Origin of the sequence: Microcoleus sp. ARI1-B5 (genome assembly GCF_036705795.1) — a bacterium.
Taxonomy (GTDB): Bacteria; Cyanobacteriota; Cyanobacteriia; order Cyanobacteriales; family Microcoleaceae; genus Microcoleus.
The window spans coordinates 184,967-203,429 of record NZ_JAUBVK010000004.1; the positions used below are offsets into that span (position 1 = coordinate 184,967).

Consider the following 18,463-nt stretch of genomic DNA (forward strand, 5'->3'; position numbering starts at 1 on the left):
CCCTAAATCCCCTTAAGAAGGGGAGTAGGGGTTGACGAAAGAGTGCTTCCGGTTGCCCCCTACTCCCCCCTTAAGAAGGGGGGCTAGGGGGGATCGAAAGCCTAAGCATCCAACCCTAAATCACCCTCACTCCTCAATCCTCTCAACATTAGAACTCCTAACAACAATCCGCCGCGTCATACCCATACCCATCGGCGTTTTCCTTCCCAATCCGCAGTACAGAGCAAAATCAGCCAAAGCATTAATTTGCTTGATAACCAACGGCTCCACATCTCCTAAAATGCGATAGCTAACCTCCCCAACAATCCCGATTAAATTGCTGTGATAATTTGTCACAACTTCAGTCTTGATATTGACAAAAGTCGAAAAAACTGAATCCAGTACCAGCGGGGAAATTTCAATGCCGCTGTACTTGTTCCACCGACTGAGAAGACTGTTAAAAACGCATTCTCTCGTCGGCAAAACTGAATCAAATTTGCCCTGACGAAACGTAGTCGGAGTAGCCAGACTGAACGCAATCAAACGATTAGTATCAGAAGCTTGCTGGTACAATTGAGAGTAATCGCAAGCATTAGCCCAAGGCCGATCTACTTGCGGCGTTCCCAGAATCTTGGTAATCAGCAAATCAGTAGGGCCCAGATGCCACGGTTTCGAGGGATTGAGATTCAGCCACAGGTGAGTTAATTTGCTGAATAAAGTGTCATCTAGGAGAGTGATTCGCCACCAACAGAGGGTATGTTCGGGAATGGGTTGTGCGTGTTCCCATTGCAGGGAATGGTGTTTTTTGAAAGGGCATTTTTTAGTTTGTAAAGGGCTGAGGGTGAAGGCTTTATCGGCGGCAGCATGGTGGAGGTAGTCGCCGAGTTTTTTGTCAACGGAGCTCGCGAGGGTGAGGAAGAGGGCGTGCAGGTGTCTTCCCGTTAAGTATCCGGGGGATATTGGGGAGAGGGGGAGGAGGTTGAGGATGAGGCTGTGCGGCATGGTTTAGATTACCCAAAATTCTTGATTGTCAGGACATTTTAAGGCAATGCCAGCGGAGGCGATCGCCAAAATCCCCGATAAACTCGGGAAAAATGTATACTCTTTGGCAGCAAAGCTATCTTTGACCGTAATCGAATAGCATTGGACTCCTTGTTTTTTTAGTTTGAGAATTGCCCAGCGATTTTTGCGGTGTTCTTGGACAATTACACCGGGCATTAAGGGCGGTGAAAGTTGGGAAATTAGCGCTGTGGGACGAACGATGTCGCCGATCGTCCGTTCGATCGTACAATTTTTGAAGGCATAGAGTTTGCAGAGATAGTTGTTCGCAAATTCTTCTAAATCTGAAACTTGCAAGGCGAATTTTAGTCCGTAGGTTTGGGCCGCGCGATGGGTAAGCACAATCCCATTTTCATCGGAGGCAAATTCAAAAAATCTCAGCAAATGAATCGGATCGAGATTGGTTTCGCCGACTTCATCGAGTAAGAAATTGTGGGGGTCGTAAATTTTGACATTTTCAAACAAGCTTTCTCGGAATTTAAACAGCGGCGCATAGCTGGCTTTGAGAATCGTTGCATACTCTTTGAATTCTTCGGCGATTTTTTGGTTTTTGCAAATCTTTTCCTCAATTAGTTCGATCGCACTTCTCCCCGAATTAATTTCTTCCCAATCTTGGGGATAGTTTGCTTGCATAAAATTCTTGACGCAGTTTTGGCCACCTTTAATGTACTTCCACTCCTTTTGAATTTGTTTGATTGTAGATTTAGCCACATTTTCCGCACCTTGCAATACCTTCATCCGCTGGCGGTAAGAACTCCAATCTCGCTTGCCTCCCAACACAATTTGCAGTGTTTGATAAAGCTGTGTAACTAAACTTGCTTCGGGTAATTTTTCCAGCAACATTTCGAGTTCGAGTAAGGGTTTGGCAATTTCTAAAAAAGCTTCCGATCGCCAGTAAATTTCTAGAAACGGACGTTTCATGCAGTCTAGACTTGCCAACATTTCTGTTAGAGAATTGCGCCCGCCGCTACAGTCAAGTTCTGCGATTCCTTGTTCCCACGCCCGATCGGGCAAATAGGCGATCGCCTCTGAAGGAATATCGGTTTGCGTTTTCCCCAAAACCCGTCCCACACGCCCGATGCGCTGCCAAAATGAAAAGCGATCGCGCGTTGAAAAAATCAACCAATCGAGATTTTGTCGGGGTGGCGGATTTTCCCGTTCAAAGTTGAAGCCCACATCGACGGTACTCGTAGCCAGAATCACTTGTTTTTGGGCAGCCTGCGGGCGTTCTTCCTTCGGTGTATCGCCCGTAATCCGCCCGCAGAAATCGGCAAATCCGCGATCGCGCAATCGATCGGAAATGCGCCCTAATGTATCCTTGGCATCCAGAATCACTGCCCCGTTTTCGTCAGGAAATTCGCGAAGCCGCCGCACAACTTCTTCGACGATTTCCGCAATCAGATTGTCTTTTTCTGGCTGCTTGCGAATTTCGATATTGACTTGAGTTTGAGAAGGAAGCAGGCGATCGATTTGATTTTTGCTGTCAGTTCGATAAATTCTGACACCATTTTTTCCCAGGACATTTAAGGCTTCTTCGCAAGCAGGTTCGGGCGTTGCCGTCAACAGAACAATTTTTCGGTTGTGCTGAAAATAACCGAACTCTTTGGATAAAGCGAGATAGAAAAACAAGCTGACTAACTGTTTGGCATCGTAAAGGTGAAATTCATCGAAAATTACTGTTGAGAAACTGCTGTAAAATTCGCTGGCAATGTTGCTGCGATCGAGCTTATTGTATGCAAAGAACGTGGCATAATAGAAAATATCCGGGTTGGTGACCAACAAAAGCGGTCTACCGCCACCGCATTCGGGAAAAATTGTGGCAGGTTCTCGCAAAACGTTATAGATTTTTTCCCCAGAACGTTTGCCAACTAGATTGTCCGGCCACAAATTGACTTGCTTAGCAGAAGCTGCTTTCACAAGATGCGGCAAATTCGCATCCAGAACAAACTCTTCTGCGGTTTTTGTTTGCTGGTCAATCAAGGCATTTGTCGGCGCGATATAAATCGCATTCCGTTGAGGATTGTGCAGCAAAACACTCAATCCAGCTTTCGTTTTTCCCGTTCCTGTCGGCGCGGTGTCGAGAATGATATCATTCTCTTTAGACGCTTCATAAACATCGACTTGATGCTGCAATGCTTGTCCCATGAATTCCAGTTGTTGAGGCAATTGACCGCAAGCAGAAATGCTAGCCGGTTCGAGTTGAATTTTTAAATTATCCATTGTGATTGCTACCGCAAAATTCAAGGTTAGCTGGGAGAATGAAATCGCCGGCTTGTAGCGCCTCACCGCGAAAGGAAAGGTTCTTCAATAACGATGCGGGCGGCATCGAAATTAAATCAAAAGCGAGGAGTTCGATATTAGCAGGCAAATCAGCGGCGCTGAGATAGGTATTGCAGCGATAATCGCCCTTAGGAAGTTGCACAACATCGAATTTTTTGACGATTTTAACGCGGACTTTGCTGGTGAATTTGCCGACGCGGATGTATTCGGGTAATTCGCGATCGCCAAATACCAATGTCTGAAACCGATTTCCCCGTTCAATCACCCGCCATCGCCCGGTTTGGGGAAAGTTGCTGGGGCGGTAGGTACTGGGTTTTTTGCCCGATCGACTCAGCGGCACATCTTCCCGCGCTGTTGCCACGCGATTGTTGGTCATTGCATACCAATAGGAGTCAGAAAGGGCGTTAAACCGCTCAAATCGCAAGGATACAGTGCCGTCGGCGGGCCAGGCGGGGAGGATGTAGCTTTGACCGGAAAGGGGCGTTAAATCCTCAATATATCGGGGTCTTCCGGTGTCTTCTCCGGTGAGTCGATAGGGCGATCGCGCCCAACCCAAAGCGTAGGCTAAAGCATAATTGCCGATCGCACTTTCGGTATAGTAAGTATCGGAAAGTTCTCGCGAGGCAAAAAACACGGGTTCGGCGCACCAAAGTTCGATTAAGCGTGCAGTTGAATAGGACATTTTGTCAGTGGAAAAGTTTAAAGCAAGTTCTAATTGCGTCATGGTTGAGATTAATTAAAGAAGACTGGGCGGTTGAAACCAGGTTTATACAAACCAAACCCGCCTCCGCGGGTTAAAGACCGAACGGTAAAAATTACGTTATTTTCTTCATTCCGCGGAGGCGGAATTCGTTTGTATAAACCTGGTTTTAACCGCCGTCTTATCTTTAATCCTTATTTTTTCCCTTTTTCTTGTTTTCACTCTTCACCTTGCGCCACGGGGCATAGGATTCATCGAGGCGTTTGAGGAAAGTTTCTTGTTCGGGTAACGACCAATGGCGATCGACATCAGCAATCAGCGCGTCACGTTCGGTGGCGGACAACTGCATAGAAATACCTCGTTTGTTTGTCCAAGTGCTGATAACTTCCTGAGTTGCATCCACTAAAGATTGAGTTGTGAAAGGATGTTCGATGGCGGTATTTTCAGCTTTCAGCTTGTCGTAAACTCCTTGTACCAATTCGAGAGAACTGGGCAATTCGGCAATGCCGCCAAATACACCGAGAATTTGATTGTCCATGCGTCCGACGCGGCTGGAAACAGCACCGTAACGAGTTGTTAGCAAAATGTTGCCGAGGGTGTATCGCAGTTCGTCGGCCGTGACATCTTTGAGGGTGACAATATCGAGGAAATGAACCCCGGGCTTGATATATTCGCTGGTGTTTAATGCCGTCGAAGCGTTACCTTTTTCGTCGCGCATAGTTCCGGTTTCAAAGATAGCATTGATCGTGCGATCGCCAATCAGTTCTATAGAATGCAGTACGCTAAACGCATCTTCCGTCCAGACTCGGCTTTTTTGTGCGCCTTCTCCACCGGCTGCGAAGCCGTAGAGGAAGCAATCAACGCACATTTCGCAAGGCGCATTGGTATTGAGAGCACAAAGTTCATTTGTTTTCGGTGCGGGGTAAAGGAGATTTTGCGATCGCAAAAACTCTCGTCCTTTTCGCCGTTCCGGTGCAATTTGTTTGCGTTTTGTCATCACCAACCGAGGAATTGATTCGGTATCTTCAATCCCAGCTTGCACGTATTCGCTGCACATGGGTTCGCCCGTTCCTTCCGTGCGGAAAATGGTTTCCGATTGCGTTGTGCGGAGGACGACAATACCAATGGTGCGGCCTTTGGGGAAGTTTTCGTAGCTGGGGGCGAGGAATGGTTGCAATTTTGCGATCGACATTTTGAATTCTCCTAGTTGTTTTCAGATGTGGTTGTAGTGGAGATCCCCCTAAATCCACCTCCCGGGGGACTTTGAGACTCTTTCTCCCCCCTTAAAAAGGGGGGCTGGGGGGGAGCGAAGTTTCAAAGTTCAATTGCGTTGGTGTTTTCAGATATGGTTTCAGACTTTTTTTCGGTTTCAGCTTTCAGTTCTTGGCGGGCTTCTTGCAAAAAGAACAAGTAGGCAGCTTCAAGAGTTTTGCTATCAGTCAATAGCCTTTCTGGACGCGAGTGATAAACCTCCTCAAACAGTTGTTTCAAAACTTGATAAAACTGCTTGATGTGTTCGTATTTTGTCGCACCCACGCCATGTTCTCGAATGCGATCGAGACGGTTGTGATATTGCTGGGCGAGGGCGGCAAAGATCGTGTCCCAATCCATGTGAGATTTGCGCGATCGCACGGCTTTGATAAACTCCGAAAACGGCTCGGTTTGGGCAGTGCGGCGAAAGGAACTGCCCCGCAGCTTGGCAAATTCGGCAATGTGCGCGGCTTGCTTGAGATAGCTAGAAACGCGATCGTGTTCTTCAGACATCAAACTCTCCAATAAAGTATTCAAAGGTTCTCGAATGCGAGACCAAATCGCCTCCAAATTAGGGTCATCTTGTTCCCGCAAAATCCAGCGCAGCAGGACGTAATACAAGCTGAGAGGACGAGTTGCTGCCCGCGCTAAGTCGTACAGACAATCATCTTTTTTCCTAAGACTTGCTACTAAAATTGTCAGTTTGCCAACACAGCGCAGCCGTTCTAAAACTTGCTCTGCCGTTACTGCCGCGCGCCGTTCCTGTTTGGATAAATGACCGTCCCGCCGATACTGACCGTTCCCCAATAGCGGCTGTAACGATGATGGAATTCCATCAATTTTTGCAAAAAAGTCCCAAGTTGGTTCGACTTCCAGATTTGCACTCAAAACAAAGGGAAAACCCAAATCAAAGGCTAAACTCATTTCCAATGCCAGCCTGAGCGATTTCAGCAACGCCACAGAGTTATTAACATCTCCCCAAAGCACGGGAATTGTTACCGTTGAGTTGATGAATTCAGGACGTTTTGGCAGTGCTAAACCTACCATTTTGTTTGATTGAAAAACTAGCCGATTTTCGCGGTAAAGTTGCAGTTCATCAACTGTTACCGTGCCGTCCTCGTTCTTGGCTGCGGTTTTTCTCAGAAAGTTTTGCCAAATTGTTCTGAGTTCCACACTCGAACCTTTTGGCAGGGCAAAGTGCAGATAAAGCGGGTCTTGTTTGACAGCATTCGGGAAGTTTGCACCAACTGCCATCAACTGATAACCAAGCGCCGACAAGTCATCTGCCCGCCGCTTGGGTTCGGCAATCATGCCGCCGGGAAGGCGATTGGAAAAAGCTTGTACTTTTGTTCCAGGCGGCATTTTCGGGGAACTCAATTCGCCGACTTGCAGCGATGTTGTTCCCAAGGAACAGCGCTGGCGCGGGTTGGCTTCAATATATGCTGTTAGTTCGTTAAAACCTTGCGAGTTTGCGGGTGTGGAAAAGTTAAGCAATTGCCGAACCGCATTCACCAATTCTGCGGAGACTTCTACTTCTGCTGTTGGACGGAGTTGAAATGAGTCTTCTAAGGCCGCAAATACCTTTTCTAACATCTGTTCGCGATCGCCCTCGATTGATTTTGCCGCAAACAAACAGCGTCCGTACTGCGCGTTAAACGGTTCTAAGGCAGCCCGCTGTTCGGGAGAAAGCCCGACTTGCGCGGCTATTCTATCCCAAACATCTTTGGGACTGAGTTCGGCGGCCCGATAGCTGAGGTAAGCGGTTTTTAGTCCCTCAGAGATGGCGAATTCTTCGGCAGTTGATACTGGATGCAAGCCGACGGCAGCGGCGGCGTTAACGGCGGTTTCTCCAGCATCGCCGCCGTATTTTTCAATGTCTTTGGCGACTTTTTCGGCTTTGTAACCGCTGGCTTTTTTTACCAATAACTTATCTACTTCATCTAAGGTTCCTTCGGGGTTTTGTTGGATGGCTTGCGGGTCGATTTTGATGCCGTCTTTGGTGGCGTTAACGAGTTGTTCGACGTTGCTGCTAAAGACGCGATCGATCTTTTGCTGCCATTTTTGAGCGATGATTTTGCTTAAATCGCCGTCGGGAAAGGCCGATCCGACAAAAATTTGACCGTTGGGGTCAATGGCGAGAGTATGTAAACTGCGATCGTGCAAAACCTCTTCGCAAGCTGACAGCAACAGCGAAGTCAGATAACCTCGGTCTTCGGAAAGACTGACATGAAACAACTTACTGGGACGCTGCAACGCAACTGTTAACTCGGTTTCGACTTTGCCAATGCGTTTTTGTTCTTCAATTCCCAAGTCGAATAAGTCACCCCCAATCAACATCGCGGCCCAACGTTTGATATTGGGGTCTTCCGGCAAAAAGCGGGCTCCGTCGCTGGCGCCGTGACCGGAATGGCGTTCTACCAAGCGGCGGATGAGTTCTAGTTGTTCGTCGGTTTGGGCGAATTGGGCAACGCAAGCGCGATCGAGTTGTTCTCGGAGAAAAGTGCGATCGCGCGCTAAAGTTTTAACATTGCGTCCGTCGTCTGCCAACTTATTCAAATCGTGAACGGCGGTTGCGGCCAGAATGCAAGCGCGTTTGTCGTCGGGAACTTTGGCAAGTTTGCTAACAGTTAGGACGAACTGACAAGCTGAATCGAGATGTTCGGCGAGGGTGCGTCCTTGGCGGCTGCCATACTGCGAGTGTTTGGTATGCAGTTCGTACAGCCGGGGACGAACTTCGGCAAAATAGCGATTGTCTAAAGTTGTTGTTTCTTCGTCAAAAAGCAAACTTTTTGGGGACATAATTTTGCTCTAATCGCTTCATTTGAGAGAATCTAAATAAGTAGTGACTTGCCGTTGATAAATTGGGTATTTCTGCAATATAATATCGATCGCTTGATGCACTTTAACAGGATCGATTTCGTCATACAGATGTACCAGACGGTTACGCAAAACACCGGATTGAGATAGGACTCTAGCTAACTCTGCTGTTATAATGCCACAGTTGCTAACTTCTATAAAGACATCAAAGTTGCTATTTGGTTGCTGGACTTCCAATCGCTTGAGTAAATAGCGATTGACATCTATTGCAACTTGAATAATGAGTTGCAACAATCGTTCGATCGTTAACTGCTTTCCCCGATCGCTGAGATATTCTTCTAAAGTAATCGACTCAAAAGAACTTAAACTCTCTAGATAGTCTGTCATAAAATCCAGCTTAGCTAGGACGATCGCAGGCTCAATCTCTTTCATACTCCCCTCCTTTGCAACGCCACCTCGATTTTTTGTCGCAGATTCTGGCGCAGCACTTCTAGTTCTGCATCAGTCATCAAGCATTTTTGTTTAAAAGCTTCAAATTGACCTGATTCTGATTCGTACAGTAAAATTCCATCTCGCGCAACAAAATGAGCAATTAGCGACGAACACCGATTCAATTCGACGACATCAATCTCGTCGCTATTAAGGCTAAAAACTTGCCCGAGAATGCCAGGAACTTCAAACCAAGAAAATCCCCGATTTTGGCAATATTCTTCCCTGAAATTTACATCGTAAAGGGCGGCAAAATCCCAATCACTTTTTGCGTGGATATCACCTCTGGCACGAGAACCAAAGAGAATTAGCATTTTGAGGTAAGGAATTTGTTGGGGCAGTTGTGAAGCAATTTCCTGAAGTTCAGTCAGCGTTGGGGAAATTTGGAGCATAGTTAACTTTTGTAGAGTAAACAAATTCGAGGACGAGGACAGCAAATTTTCTGTCGTCATCAGAGTTCGCCTCTGGCACTTTATCTTTACAGGGGTAGAAGGAGAAAAATTCCCCCCAACCCCGGATCGAATCTCACTACACCCTAATTATTGCCGGACAGCAACAGTCGGTATTCGTGCTGCTGTCCGCTCAGGCGACGTTTCTCAAACTGATAGCCTTGTTTTCGCAGAATGTGCATAGTTGCTGAGAACCGATGGCTAATACTCTCGATGAGCTCGCTGGCACTATGCCACTGCCCATCGGACATCAGCCGAAGCATTTGATTCGGAAGATTATCTGTCATGGTTGTATTTGCGTAGGTTTACAACCAGACCAGCCATGCTCTATTCTAGAAGTTAAGTAATTTAAACACGGGCGAGCTGGCTTTATGTCTGGCTTGCTTTTTACTCTACCATATCTTTTGGGTTAGTACAGCGATTAAGCAAAGTTTTTTGACCGCTCGATCGCTTTCACGCTAGGATAGATAGACAAATGCCTTTCAGGAATTGAAACAGTACCGCGATCGAGACAATAACCTTGTCTTTCACACAAATACCTATTAGGGCTTGAAAGCCGGAGCTAGCCTCTGGCTTTTTTTGTTGGCTCTATAATTTGCACAGCAACATTTGTTATCTACGAGTTTTGTACTTGCACTAAAATTATATTGACATTGAAAATCCAATATGTCAACTATGTACTTACAATTTTGTTGATGGTTCGCAAAAAAGAGACAATTACACTGTCAATACCGTCCGGCACCAAGGAGCAGCTAGAAGCGATCGCCCTTCGCCTCAATATCAAATGGGGCAAAAGTCCCAGCGTATCGGGGTTATTGGTCGCGATCGCCCAACACCGAATAGAAGTTGGTGAACCCTTCACCCTCAACTGGGCCGAAGTCTCCGCCTTGCAGCAAGGCATCAGACTGCTGATCGACTCAGGCTATATCGAGCAAGCGCGATCGCTCTCACAACTGCTTGTAAATAGGGGAAACCTAGAAGCCCCGCTACGCCAATCGCTGCTGCAACAAGTCATCCAGCCTACCGTAGCGTGGCGCATTCAAGCCGAAGAGTACATCAACGAGAAACAACCGTTTCTTGTTCTGTACCGCAATCCCAAAGGAGAGAATTTGGCATATACAGTGCGCTACGCGGAGATTTCCTTTGAAGAAAAGCGCTTTTACTTGGAAATCTGGTGCGAAGAGACTGATGACATCAAAAATCCCGACTATCCCGAACTTGTTCACAACCGGTGTTTGCGGTTCGATCGCATTCAGTCGATCGTCAAAACTGATGGACTGTGGCGCGATGAAGGCTTAGATTATTTAAAAGTGTACTTACACTTTTGTCGCGGCATGGTTAATGCCTACGAAGCGAGGCCAAAAGATATCAGCAATAAAGTTGTCGGAGATGTCCGTGAAGTCGTGCGGCGCGTCTCCAATCCCTTCTGGCTGATTCGGGAGGTATTCCGTTACGGCGAAGATTGCGTTATTGTCTCGCCCCAGAAAGTGCGCGATCGCTTCCAACAAAAACTGATCGCCCTCTGCCGCCAGTACGACATCGAAATCCGCGATTAGAAGACTTGGAAGTACCGAAAAACGCACAGGGACTCAAGAAACCGGGTTTTTTACCGAGATTAAGGGTTTGAATCCAGTATTTTGCTAAAAAACCCGGTTTCTGACAACCAGTCCAAAAAAAAGCAGCCCGTTACAGGCTGCAAATCGAAAAAACCGTTGTTTTGTTGGAGGAGAAAACTTTAAATCGAATTCAAATTACCGTTATATCAAGTCTTTTGGACTCCGGCGGGCGATCGGCTGCCAACCAATTTCGCCATCAGAATCTACCGCTGACTCACCTTACCATCAGAACAAAACTGCAAATCCTCCTTAAATTGCTGCTGAAAGTTCGTTGACCATTTTCACCCGGCCTCTGCTGACTGCCCGCAGCAGGCGGTTGACGCAGCCTCTATCTTCGTCATTCAGCGACTCGTCCAAGGTAGCGGCCATCAAACCGTAGCGATCGGCTAAAGTCAAAACGCCTGTATCGGTTACAGAAGCGAGGATTTCAGAGATAGCGCCGGGGAGGAGTTGTAAAGCGTTCATGGCAGTGCGGTTGAATTCGATATATTCATAATCCCTTGGTTTCCTCAAAAGATCAGTGATATTAATGAGGTTCCGAAGGTGATTATCTTGGGTGTACGTAAGTGATCCCCGTAGAGTGAATATGTGACCCCAATCACGGCACCCAAGGTTAGGGCGGGCAATTCCATCCCGCGCCGATGCTTGGGTAGGACGCGGGACTGACGGCGTTTCGCTAAAATAACTTCATCTCTCAATCAGTTCAATTTTTACCCCTGTACCGAAAATGCTTGATTTTCTCAATCCCATTTTGGGCCGCAAGCCCGATCGCATCAAAGCCAATGTTGAGATTTACACTTGGCAAACCTGTCCCTACTGCATCCGCGCCAAAACCTTGCTGTGGTGGAAAGGCGTAAATTACACGGAATACAAAATTGATGGCGACGAAGCTGCTAGAAATGCCATGGCCGATCGCGCTAACGGAAAGCGCAGCGTGCCCCAAATCTTTATTAACAACCAACACGTCGGCGGCTGCGATGACATTCACAAACTTGATGGAGACGGAGAATTAGATGCGCTGCTAGCTCAAGCCGCAGTCTAAACTCTCGTAGGGGCGGGTTTTACCAACCATCTATGTTGAAAACTAAGTATCTCGTAAACCCGCCCCATCCCCACTACAAATCTTTGGCAAATTTACCTAGATTGTCTTGCCGCCATTTAGCATCTGTACGCCTGTTTGTCGGCAGTTCTAAGACCCGAATACCGCTATTTGGCAGCAAAAACAATTTTTGTTTTAACTGTTCCCAATCGTCTATTATCTCGTGTTCCACGCCGTAAGTTGCACACAACTGAGCAAAATTGATATCCTGCGGCGTGGCAAAAAACTCTTCAAAGGGCGGGTCAAATTTGGCAACGGGCAACATTTCAAAAATTCCGCCACCGTTGTTATTAATTAAAATAATTGTCAAATGACCGACAAATTTATTTTTAATTAAAAAACCGTTGGTATCGTGCAAAAGTGTTAAATCGCCTGTTAACAATATACTGCTTTGATTGCGGTGCGCTACTCCTAAAGCTGTTGACAGTGTGCCGTCTATGCCGTTGGCGCCGCGATTGACGTAAGGTTTTATTTCTAAGTTGTTCGGCTTCCAGAAAAACTCGACATCTCGGACGGGCATACTGTTAGCAATAAATATCGGTGTTTTTGGTGGCAATATTTGGGAAAGCAGCCAAGAAATTTTGGGCTCGATTATGTTGTTGATTGTTGCAAGTTTTTCGTCGATTGCTTGTCTGATTTTGGTTTCGGCGTTGTGCCAATGTTGGAGGTATTCGTGGGATGGAGAGGTGAGAACCCCCCCTAGCCCCCCCTTGGTAAGGGGGGGGACTGGAGAAGAGTTTGACGGAGAGGTGAGATCCCCCCCTAGCCCCCCCTTGGTAAGGGGGGGGACTTGAATTAATATAGTTGCGAGGTTTTCTATGGAGGTTCGCAGGTGAATTGTTTTGCCGTGTAGCGGATCGATGTTGTGGTGGCTGGGGTCGATTATGTAGCGCTTGGGTTGGGTTTTTTCTAGCCAGTTTCGCAGTTGTTTGCTTGTTGGTAAGTCTCCGATTTGAATGGCGATTTCTGGGGTTAATTTTTCGGCTATTTCGTGGTTTCGCAGGATTAAGTCGTAGGTGGAAATTAGATAAGGGTTGAGTTGGGCGCGGTTTCTTAAGGGGGACAGTCCTTCTGCTAATACTGGCCAGTTTAATAGTTGGGAAATTTGGCCGATCGCACTACAATACTTTTCTGCATCTTGAGGCTGGGCTACGCCTGCAATAATAATCCCTTTGCTGCATTCGGGCCATTTTCTGACTGTACTTCTTTCTCCCCCCCGAAGCCTGGGGGGGCTGGGGGGGGTAGAGGTTTCTCCTGCAAAAATGGGTTCTACTGCGGCAAAGAATTCTTCGGGATTAAATTGTGTTTCTAAGGATTGTACCGCAGGATCGGGAACGGGTACCAGCGGATCGCGCAGGGGGATGTTGAGGTGGACTGGGCCTGGTGTGGGAAAGGTCGATCGCTCGATCGCATACACCATCATCTGCCGCACATAGTCTAGCATCCCTATGGACGCTGAAGGGATGGCTAATTCGGCTTGCCAGTTGGGATAATTGCCGTATAGTTTAATTTGGTCGATCGCTTGTCCGGCGTGACAGTCGCGGAGTTCGGGGGGTCTATCTGCTGTGAGAATTAGCAGCGGAATTCGACTTTCTCTCGATTCGATAATCGCCGGATAAAAGTTGGCGGCGGCGGTTCCAGAGGTACAAATTAGGGCAGTTGGTACACCGGATTTTTTGGCGATTCCTAATGCGAAAAAACTGGCGGATCTCTCGTCAAGTACGGGGATAGTTTCTATTCGCTTATTCTGGGCAAAGGCTATGGTTAGCGGGGCCGATCGCGAACCGGGACAAATTACGGCTGTTGTTAGTCCCAGTCGCTGCAATGTCTCGGCTATTATGGAAGCCCAGAGGGTGTTTGTGTTCCGAAAGTCAAGCATTTTGTTGTTTTGGCGATCGATAATATTTTATGACACATAAAGGTTCTCAATCAAAGCTCAAGAAACCGGGTTTTTTCGAGAGGTTTTTTGGCGAATATTGGGTGAAAAACCCGGTTTCTGGCCACCCATATCTAAGTCTTAAATTACCAAAGTTGTCCCCACCTACTTATGAGATATTGCTAAACTAAAGCATTTAAAAGTGCCTGCAATTTGAGTTGAATTTCTGCTAGTTCTTTGTCGGGTTCAGAACCCGCCACAATTCCAACACCAGCATGAAGTATAGCCCGAGATCCATCGATTAAAGCCGATCGAATGCCGACAGCAAATTCGCCGTTACCAGTGCGATCTATCCAGCCCAGGGGTGCTGCATACAAAGAGCGATCGCAGCTTTCGCCGCCCCGAATTTGCTGTAGGGCAATATCCCTCGGTACGCCCGCCACTGCTGGCGTTGGATGCAATTGCGCTAAAATTTTCAACAAGTGAATATCTGGGGGAATTCTCGCCCTGATGGGTGTCCACAAATGCTGAATGTTGGATAGTTGCAGCAGTCTCGGTAGCGGGGAAAAGTCGGGATGGATGCCGAGACTCGACAGGCGATCGACTATAAAGTCAATCACAGCTTGATGTTCTCGAATATCCTTTTCGCTGTTGAGTAAATCTTTCCCTAAATTCCCATCTTCGGCTTCAGTTTTTCCCCTCGGTGCAGAACCGGCTAAAGCATCTGTGATTAACTGATTGTTGTGAATGCTAATTAAGCGTTCTGGACTGGCACCGATAAAATTTTGACCTTTGCCATTGCTGGTAGAAAATACGTAACAACCTGGATAAGTAAGGCGCAAGTTATTTAAGGAATCTATTAAGCTAAAAGGGGTTTTGGAAATGACCTTTATTGCTTGGGACAAAACAATTTTACTGAAATAGTGAGACTCAATCAATTCTAAAGCCGACTTGACCGATGTTTTGAATTGAGCCGCATCATTCACAGGAATTTGTTTTAATGGGAGCGAATTTTGGCTATTAATGGTTAATTTGATATATTTTTGAGAAGCAATTTTATCAAATTGTTTTCCAATAGCTTCAGTAATAATTTTAACATTTATATCTCTGTCTATTTTGGTATTGGCGACAATTGTGCAGCTATCTTTCAGGCGAGTAATCTGCCATTTTGGTAAAAATACTGTGCCGGGGGTAAAGTAAGAAGTGGCGCTGATATTCTCATCAAAAAAAGCAAAGCTACAAAAAAAGTGCGGCCCGCTGAAGGGCAAACGTTCCGTACCGATGGTAATTGTCCGGGCTAGACAAGATTGAATAAAATTTTGAGCTAGGGTAAATCGATCGCTTCCTGCTACTGTGAGATGGATCGCCGAATCTAGGGCGGCGATCGCAAAACTGTTGCCGGCAATGGGGTCTCTTTTTTCAAAATAAAAGTGTCTGTCATCGGGTGCGGCAATTTCTTGCAGTACCGCTAGCGGATCGACGGGGGAAATTTCCTGAGAAATACTAACTATTTTTGTTTGATCTTTTTCGGTTAAAGACTGCTGGCAATCTAACAGAAACTGATGCAGTTGATTGCGGTCTTGCAAAAGATTGGCGCGGTGCGGTATTACTGTCATGAAATCGAGAATAGCAGATTTGTCAGAAAGAGTGCGGTTTTGTCCCGCTAGAACCCAATACACGATTGATAAGTCGGCGGTTGAAACCGCCACTACACAAACTTTCGTCCGCGGCTCGACCCTTCGACTTCGCTCAGGGCGACGCTCGCGAAGCCGAACGTCCTCCGCAGACCCAAGAAGATAGCGTAATTTTAACCGCCCACTCGGAAACCCGCTCCCGTCGCGTGAGAGTTTGACGCTTACGCGGTTTCAACCGCGAGCGTCTTCTTATCCCAAGCGTATTGCGCTAGAACCCCTATTTCGATCTAACCACGCTCGGGCGATCGCCAAACATGACCTTTCGAGTTTTCCGACAGTTTGGACACGCTGGGGGCAAAAAACAGACGAGCGCGCGATCGCCCGAAACATTTAGACACAAAACTTTAAGATTGAGAGGGCAAGTCTCCCCAAAAGGCGATCGACCCCGCTCTTGTTTGCAGGTGGGCATTACCGGGCGTGGCAGAGCCCGCAAAGGCTATCAACGGATGCCGGAGGCGCACTCAAGCGGAGACTTAGCAGACATTCTTCACCAATAAAATTGTAAAATTACTGAGCTGCTATCAATTGCATCAAGTTTGTGTAATGACAACAAAGATAATTGAGCGTTCAAATAGTAAATTGTGGCTGGCGGCAATCAAGCCGCCCATGTACAGCGTTGCAGTGATTCCTATTTCCGTAGGAACTGCAATTGCTTTTGCCGAAACTCAAACGATTAATTCGTCAATTTTTTCGACATTTTTAATCTCAGCCATTTTAATTATAGCATGGCTGAATCTCACCAATGATGTATTTGACTCGGAAACAGGGATAGATAAAAATAAAGCACATTCCTTAGTCAACTTAACCGGAAATAAAGCTTTAATTTTCTGGCTTGCCAATCTATTTTTAGCAATCGGAGTGTCGGGAATTTGCGCCATAAGCTGGTGGCAAAAAGACCCAACAGTAATTTTGCTAGTAGTTTTGTGCTGCGCCCTCGGCTACACTTATCAAGGGCCTCCGTTTCGTTTGGGCTATCAGGGTTTAGGGGAAATTATCTGCTTTTTTACCTTTGGCCCGCTAGCTTTAGCCGCTGCTTATTACAGTCAGACTCAAACTTGGTCTGCTACTAATTTTGCGGCTTCGGCAATCGTGGGAATTACTACGAGTATCATCTTATTTTGTTCTCACTTTCATCAAGTTGAGGACGATTTGGCGGCGGGTAAAAAATCACCGATTGTCCGAATCGGCACGAAAAAAGGTGTGCAGTTGTTGCAGTGGTTGTGCGGCAGCGTTTATGCTTTGACTGTACTGTTTGTGGCGCTGCGAATGTTCCCAGTTTGGACGCTGTTGATTTTTGGGAGTTTGTTTTTTGCGATCGACCTTTGCCGCCATGTCGCAGACTATCACGACCAACCGGCAAAGGTTAGCAACTCTAAGTTTATCGCAGTGACGCTGCATTTTGCGAGCGGTTTGCTGCTGGCGCTGGGGTTTGTGTTGTAGTTTGGGCGATTATCGAAAATTTCGGTAAAATAGAAGTATGGTTCGATGTTCGGACTTTAGTTTTGTTTCTAATATTTTAGTCAATCAGGACTAAAGTCCTTACTGCAAACAGTTTGATCTTGAATCACCAACAAGGAGAAACAAATCATGAGTACGCCAGTAGAAATTAGCCCAATCCTAACCCTAGAAGAAATTTTCAGTCTGTATCCTGATGAGTGGGTACTCATCGTCAATCCTCAATTAGATGAAGAATTAAGCGTGATTCGAGGTGAAGTTTTAGCCCATGCAATAGAACGCGATGAAATTTATAGTAAGCTTTCATTAAGGAATGGAAAATCTGTAGCCATAGAATATACTGGACTCATACCTGACAATCTAGCAGTGATGTTATGACGAAAATGCCAAATTATCAGAAAGCTTACCGTTTGTTGCGTTATGGGCAAAATTTGCTAGCCGTGCAGGCAACTATTGGCAGTAGAGAAGGGGGCGATTTTCTGCGGGTGCGTTTATTGGTAGATACGGGATCTAGCTTTACAATATTGCCAGTTCAAGTATTACAAAATTTGGGTTATGATACTGGCAATCCTTTACGCAGACAAGAATTAGTTACAGGTCAAGGAAGAATTTATGCTCCTGTAATTAATGTATCTTGGTTTAATTGTGTAGGTCAACTAATAGAAAATTTTGAGATCGTTGCCCATAATCTACCGCCGAATCTTCGTATAGATGGTCTTCTTGGTATGGATTTTCTCACTCGTTTTCAAGCAGTCATATCTGTTGGCGATGCAGAAATTAGATTTCAGTAAATATGGAAAAATCTAAAAATTATCAATTTCACTATTCCTTAACTGGTAACAAAAATCAGTCACTAATTTTATTACTCCACGGATTTACCTGCGACAGTCAAGACTTTGACCAAATCATTTCCTTATTATCTCAAAGTTATTGTTGTCTCGCTGTTGACCTTCCCGGTCACGGAAAAACCAAAGTCATCGGCGACGAAAGTTGCTACAATATGTCAAATACAGCCCAAGCATTGATACACTTATTAGATGATTTACAAATAGACAAATGTTTGTTGTTGGGCTACTCAATGGGCGGGCGATTGGCGCTGTACATGACATTACATTTTCCTGAAAGATTCGAGAAAGTCGTGTTAGAGTCAGCTTCTCCGGGATTGAAGACGGAAAAAGATCGATCGCACAGACGACAAGCCGATTCACAAACAGCACAAAACCTCGAAAATAGCAACATCAAAGATTTTATCTTAAACTGGTACGATCGCCCTTTATTCAAATCCTTAAAAAAATCCCCCAAATTCGAGCAACTCATAGAAAGCCGCTTAGCCAACAATCCCTTAGAACTAGCCAAATCCCTCCGCAACATGGGAACCGGCAACCAGCCCTCTCTCTGGGAAAAACTCGCGCCAAATCAAGTCCCCATTCTCTTGCTAGCGGGAGAAGATGATGATAAATTTCAAGGTATCAATGCAGAAATTGCCAGCTTATGTCCGGCTGCTACTCTCAAAATTATACCAAAAGCTGGTCACAACATCCATTTTGAAAATATTGATAACTTTGGCTCAGTCGTGAGACAATTTTATGATTAACGAGCGGTCAGAAACCGGGTTTTTCACGAAAATCATTCGTTGTTACCGACAAATTAGGTAAAAACCCGGTTTCTTTGGCCTGAGTGACAATCGACTAAAAAATAA

At 46.1% G+C, this 18,463-nt stretch carries 18 protein-coding genes; 7 read left to right on the forward strand and 11 right to left on the reverse strand.

Annotated features, from left to right (window positions below):
- Positions 1-126: 126 nt before the first annotated feature.
- From cas6 to QUB63_RS08500, 8 genes are all read right to left on the reverse strand, one after another.
- Positions 127-981, reverse strand: a complete 855-nt coding sequence (cas6, locus tag QUB63_RS08465) for a CRISPR-associated endoribonuclease Cas6 (protein ID WP_332944441.1) — start codon at positions 979-981, stop codon at positions 127-129.
- Between the two features lie 3 nt (positions 982-984).
- The gene (cas3, locus tag QUB63_RS08470; protein WP_332944443.1) at positions 985-3,258 is read right to left on the reverse strand and encodes a type I-D CRISPR-associated helicase Cas3'; all 2,274 of its coding nucleotides are present in this window, start codon (positions 3,256-3,258) and stop codon (positions 985-987) included.
- Positions 3,251-4,000, reverse strand: coding sequence for a type I-D CRISPR-associated protein Cas5/Csc1 (gene cas5d, locus QUB63_RS08475; RefSeq protein ID WP_332944445.1), 750 nt, complete (start codon positions 3,998-4,000; stop codon positions 3,251-3,253). The genes cas3 and cas5d overlap by 8 nt, the downstream gene beginning before the upstream one ends.
- 205 nt (positions 4,001-4,205) lie before the next feature.
- A complete protein-coding gene (cas7d, locus tag QUB63_RS08480; protein ID WP_332944447.1) occupies positions 4,206-5,210 on the reverse strand; it encodes a type I-D CRISPR-associated protein Cas7/Csc2 in 1,005 nt (334 codons plus the stop codon).
- A gap of 122 nt (positions 5,211-5,332) precedes the next feature.
- Positions 5,333-8,068, reverse strand: a complete 2,736-nt coding sequence (locus tag QUB63_RS08485; protein WP_332944448.1) for a CRISPR-associated protein Csc3 — start codon at positions 8,066-8,068, stop codon at positions 5,333-5,335.
- An 18-nt stretch (positions 8,069-8,086) separates the two neighbouring features.
- Complete coding sequence (gene hepT, locus QUB63_RS08490; RefSeq protein WP_332944449.1) at positions 8,087-8,518, reverse strand: type VII toxin-antitoxin system HepT family RNase toxin; 432 nt, start codon at positions 8,516-8,518, stop codon at positions 8,087-8,089.
- The gene (mntA, locus tag QUB63_RS08495) at positions 8,515-8,967 is read right to left on the reverse strand and encodes a type VII toxin-antitoxin system MntA family adenylyltransferase antitoxin (RefSeq protein ID WP_332944450.1); all 453 of its coding nucleotides are present in this window, start codon (positions 8,965-8,967) and stop codon (positions 8,515-8,517) included. Before mntA ends, hepT begins: the two co-directional genes overlap by 4 nt.
- Before the next feature lie 143 nt (positions 8,968-9,110).
- Positions 9,111-9,311: a hypothetical protein gene (locus tag QUB63_RS08500; protein ID WP_332944451.1), complete on the reverse strand. Its 201-nt coding sequence runs from the start codon at positions 9,309-9,311 to the stop codon at positions 9,111-9,113.
- A 408-nt stretch (positions 9,312-9,719) separates the two neighbouring features.
- Here QUB63_RS08500 and QUB63_RS08505 point away from each other — a divergent pair, with 408 nt between their 5' ends.
- Complete coding sequence (locus tag QUB63_RS08505) at positions 9,720-10,580, forward strand: helix-turn-helix transcriptional regulator (RefSeq protein ID WP_332944452.1); 861 nt, start codon at positions 9,720-9,722, stop codon at positions 10,578-10,580.
- Positions 10,581-10,889: 309 nt separating this feature from the next.
- Here QUB63_RS08505 and QUB63_RS08510 read toward each other — a convergent pair whose 3' ends face one another.
- Positions 10,890-11,105: a hypothetical protein gene (locus QUB63_RS08510; protein ID WP_332944453.1), complete on the reverse strand. Its 216-nt coding sequence runs from the start codon at positions 11,103-11,105 to the stop codon at positions 10,890-10,892.
- A 262-nt stretch (positions 11,106-11,367) separates the two neighbouring features.
- On the opposite strand from QUB63_RS08510, the gene grxC reads away from it, so the two are divergent.
- On the forward strand, positions 11,368-11,682 hold the full coding sequence (grxC, locus tag QUB63_RS08515; RefSeq protein WP_332944455.1) for a glutaredoxin 3: 315 nt from the start codon (positions 11,368-11,370) through the stop codon (positions 11,680-11,682).
- 73 nt (positions 11,683-11,755) lie between these two features.
- Here the strand turns inward: grxC and menD are convergent, their stop codons facing one another.
- Positions 11,756-13,618, reverse strand: coding sequence for a 2-succinyl-5-enolpyruvyl-6-hydroxy-3-cyclohexene-1-carboxylic-acid synthase (gene menD, locus QUB63_RS08520; RefSeq protein ID WP_332944456.1), 1,863 nt, complete (start codon positions 13,616-13,618; stop codon positions 11,756-11,758).
- 179 nt (positions 13,619-13,797) lie between these two features.
- Positions 13,798-15,231 (reverse strand): isochorismate synthase, encoded by a 1,434-nt coding sequence (locus tag QUB63_RS08525; RefSeq protein ID WP_332944775.1) that lies wholly within the window; start codon positions 15,229-15,231, stop codon positions 13,798-13,800.
- Between the two features lie 332 nt (positions 15,232-15,563).
- Here QUB63_RS08525 and QUB63_RS08530 point away from each other — a divergent pair, with 332 nt between their 5' ends.
- The 5 genes from QUB63_RS08530 (at position 15,564) to menH (ending at position 18,358) form a co-directional block, all read left to right on the forward strand.
- Positions 15,564-15,806, forward strand: a complete 243-nt coding sequence (locus tag QUB63_RS08530) for a hypothetical protein (protein WP_332944458.1) — start codon at positions 15,564-15,566, stop codon at positions 15,804-15,806.
- Between the two features lie 46 nt (positions 15,807-15,852).
- On the forward strand, positions 15,853-16,749 hold the full coding sequence (gene menA, locus QUB63_RS08535) for a 2-carboxy-1,4-naphthoquinone phytyltransferase (RefSeq protein ID WP_332944459.1): 897 nt from the start codon (positions 15,853-15,855) through the stop codon (positions 16,747-16,749).
- A 147-nt stretch (positions 16,750-16,896) separates the two neighbouring features.
- Positions 16,897-17,142, forward strand: coding sequence for a hypothetical protein (locus QUB63_RS08540; protein WP_332944460.1), 246 nt, complete (start codon positions 16,897-16,899; stop codon positions 17,140-17,142).
- The gene (locus QUB63_RS08545; protein WP_332944461.1) at positions 17,139-17,555 is read left to right on the forward strand and encodes a retropepsin-like aspartic protease family protein; all 417 of its coding nucleotides are present in this window, start codon (positions 17,139-17,141) and stop codon (positions 17,553-17,555) included. The genes QUB63_RS08540 and QUB63_RS08545 overlap by 4 nt, the downstream gene beginning before the upstream one ends.
- A gap of 2 nt (positions 17,556-17,557) precedes the next feature.
- Positions 17,558-18,358, forward strand: coding sequence for a 2-succinyl-6-hydroxy-2,4-cyclohexadiene-1-carboxylate synthase (gene menH, locus QUB63_RS08550; RefSeq protein ID WP_332944462.1), 801 nt, complete (start codon positions 17,558-17,560; stop codon positions 18,356-18,358).
- Positions 18,359-18,463 lie beyond the last annotated feature (105 nt).

Coding starts and splice junctions, on each gene's coding strand:
- menH (WP_332944462.1), top strand. CDS start 17,558: ATGGAAAAATCTAAAAATTATCAATTTCACTATTCCTTAACTGGTAAC.
- hepT (WP_332944449.1), bottom strand. CDS start 8,518: ATGAAAGAGATTGAGCCTGCGATCGTCCTAGCTAAGCTGGATTTTATG.
- QUB63_RS08500 (WP_332944451.1), bottom strand. CDS start 9,311: ATGACAGATAATCTTCCGAATCAAATGCTTCGGCTGATGTCCGATGGG.
- cas5d (WP_332944445.1), bottom strand. CDS start 4,000: ATGTCCTATTCAACTGCACGCTTAATCGAACTTTGGTGCGCCGAACCC.
- QUB63_RS08530 (WP_332944458.1), top strand. CDS start 15,564: ATGACCTTTCGAGTTTTCCGACAGTTTGGACACGCTGGGGGCAAAAAA.
- QUB63_RS08540 (WP_332944460.1), top strand. CDS start 16,897: ATGAGTACGCCAGTAGAAATTAGCCCAATCCTAACCCTAGAAGAAATT.
- cas3 (WP_332944443.1), bottom strand. CDS start 3,258: ATGGATAATTTAAAAATTCAACTCGAACCGGCTAGCATTTCTGCTTGC.
- QUB63_RS08505 (WP_332944452.1), top strand. CDS start 9,720: ATGGTTCGCAAAAAAGAGACAATTACACTGTCAATACCGTCCGGCACC.
- QUB63_RS08545 (WP_332944461.1), top strand. CDS start 17,139: ATGACGAAAATGCCAAATTATCAGAAAGCTTACCGTTTGTTGCGTTAT.
- cas7d (WP_332944447.1), bottom strand. CDS start 5,210: ATGTCGATCGCAAAATTGCAACCATTCCTCGCCCCCAGCTACGAAAAC.
- QUB63_RS08510 (WP_332944453.1), bottom strand. CDS start 11,105: ATGAACGCTTTACAACTCCTCCCCGGCGCTATCTCTGAAATCCTCGCT.
- menD (WP_332944456.1), bottom strand. CDS start 13,618: ATGCTTGACTTTCGGAACACAAACACCCTCTGGGCTTCCATAATAGCC.
- grxC (WP_332944455.1), top strand. CDS start 11,368: ATGCTTGATTTTCTCAATCCCATTTTGGGCCGCAAGCCCGATCGCATC.
- QUB63_RS08525 (WP_332944775.1), bottom strand. CDS start 15,231: ATGACAGTAATACCGCACCGCGCCAATCTTTTGCAAGACCGCAATCAA.
- menA (WP_332944459.1), top strand. CDS start 15,853: ATGACAACAAAGATAATTGAGCGTTCAAATAGTAAATTGTGGCTGGCG.
- QUB63_RS08485 (WP_332944448.1), bottom strand. CDS start 8,068: ATGTCCCCAAAAAGTTTGCTTTTTGACGAAGAAACAACAACTTTAGAC.
- mntA (WP_332944450.1), bottom strand. CDS start 8,967: ATGCTCCAAATTTCCCCAACGCTGACTGAACTTCAGGAAATTGCTTCA.
- cas6 (WP_332944441.1), bottom strand. CDS start 981: ATGCCGCACAGCCTCATCCTCAACCTCCTCCCCCTCTCCCCAATATCC.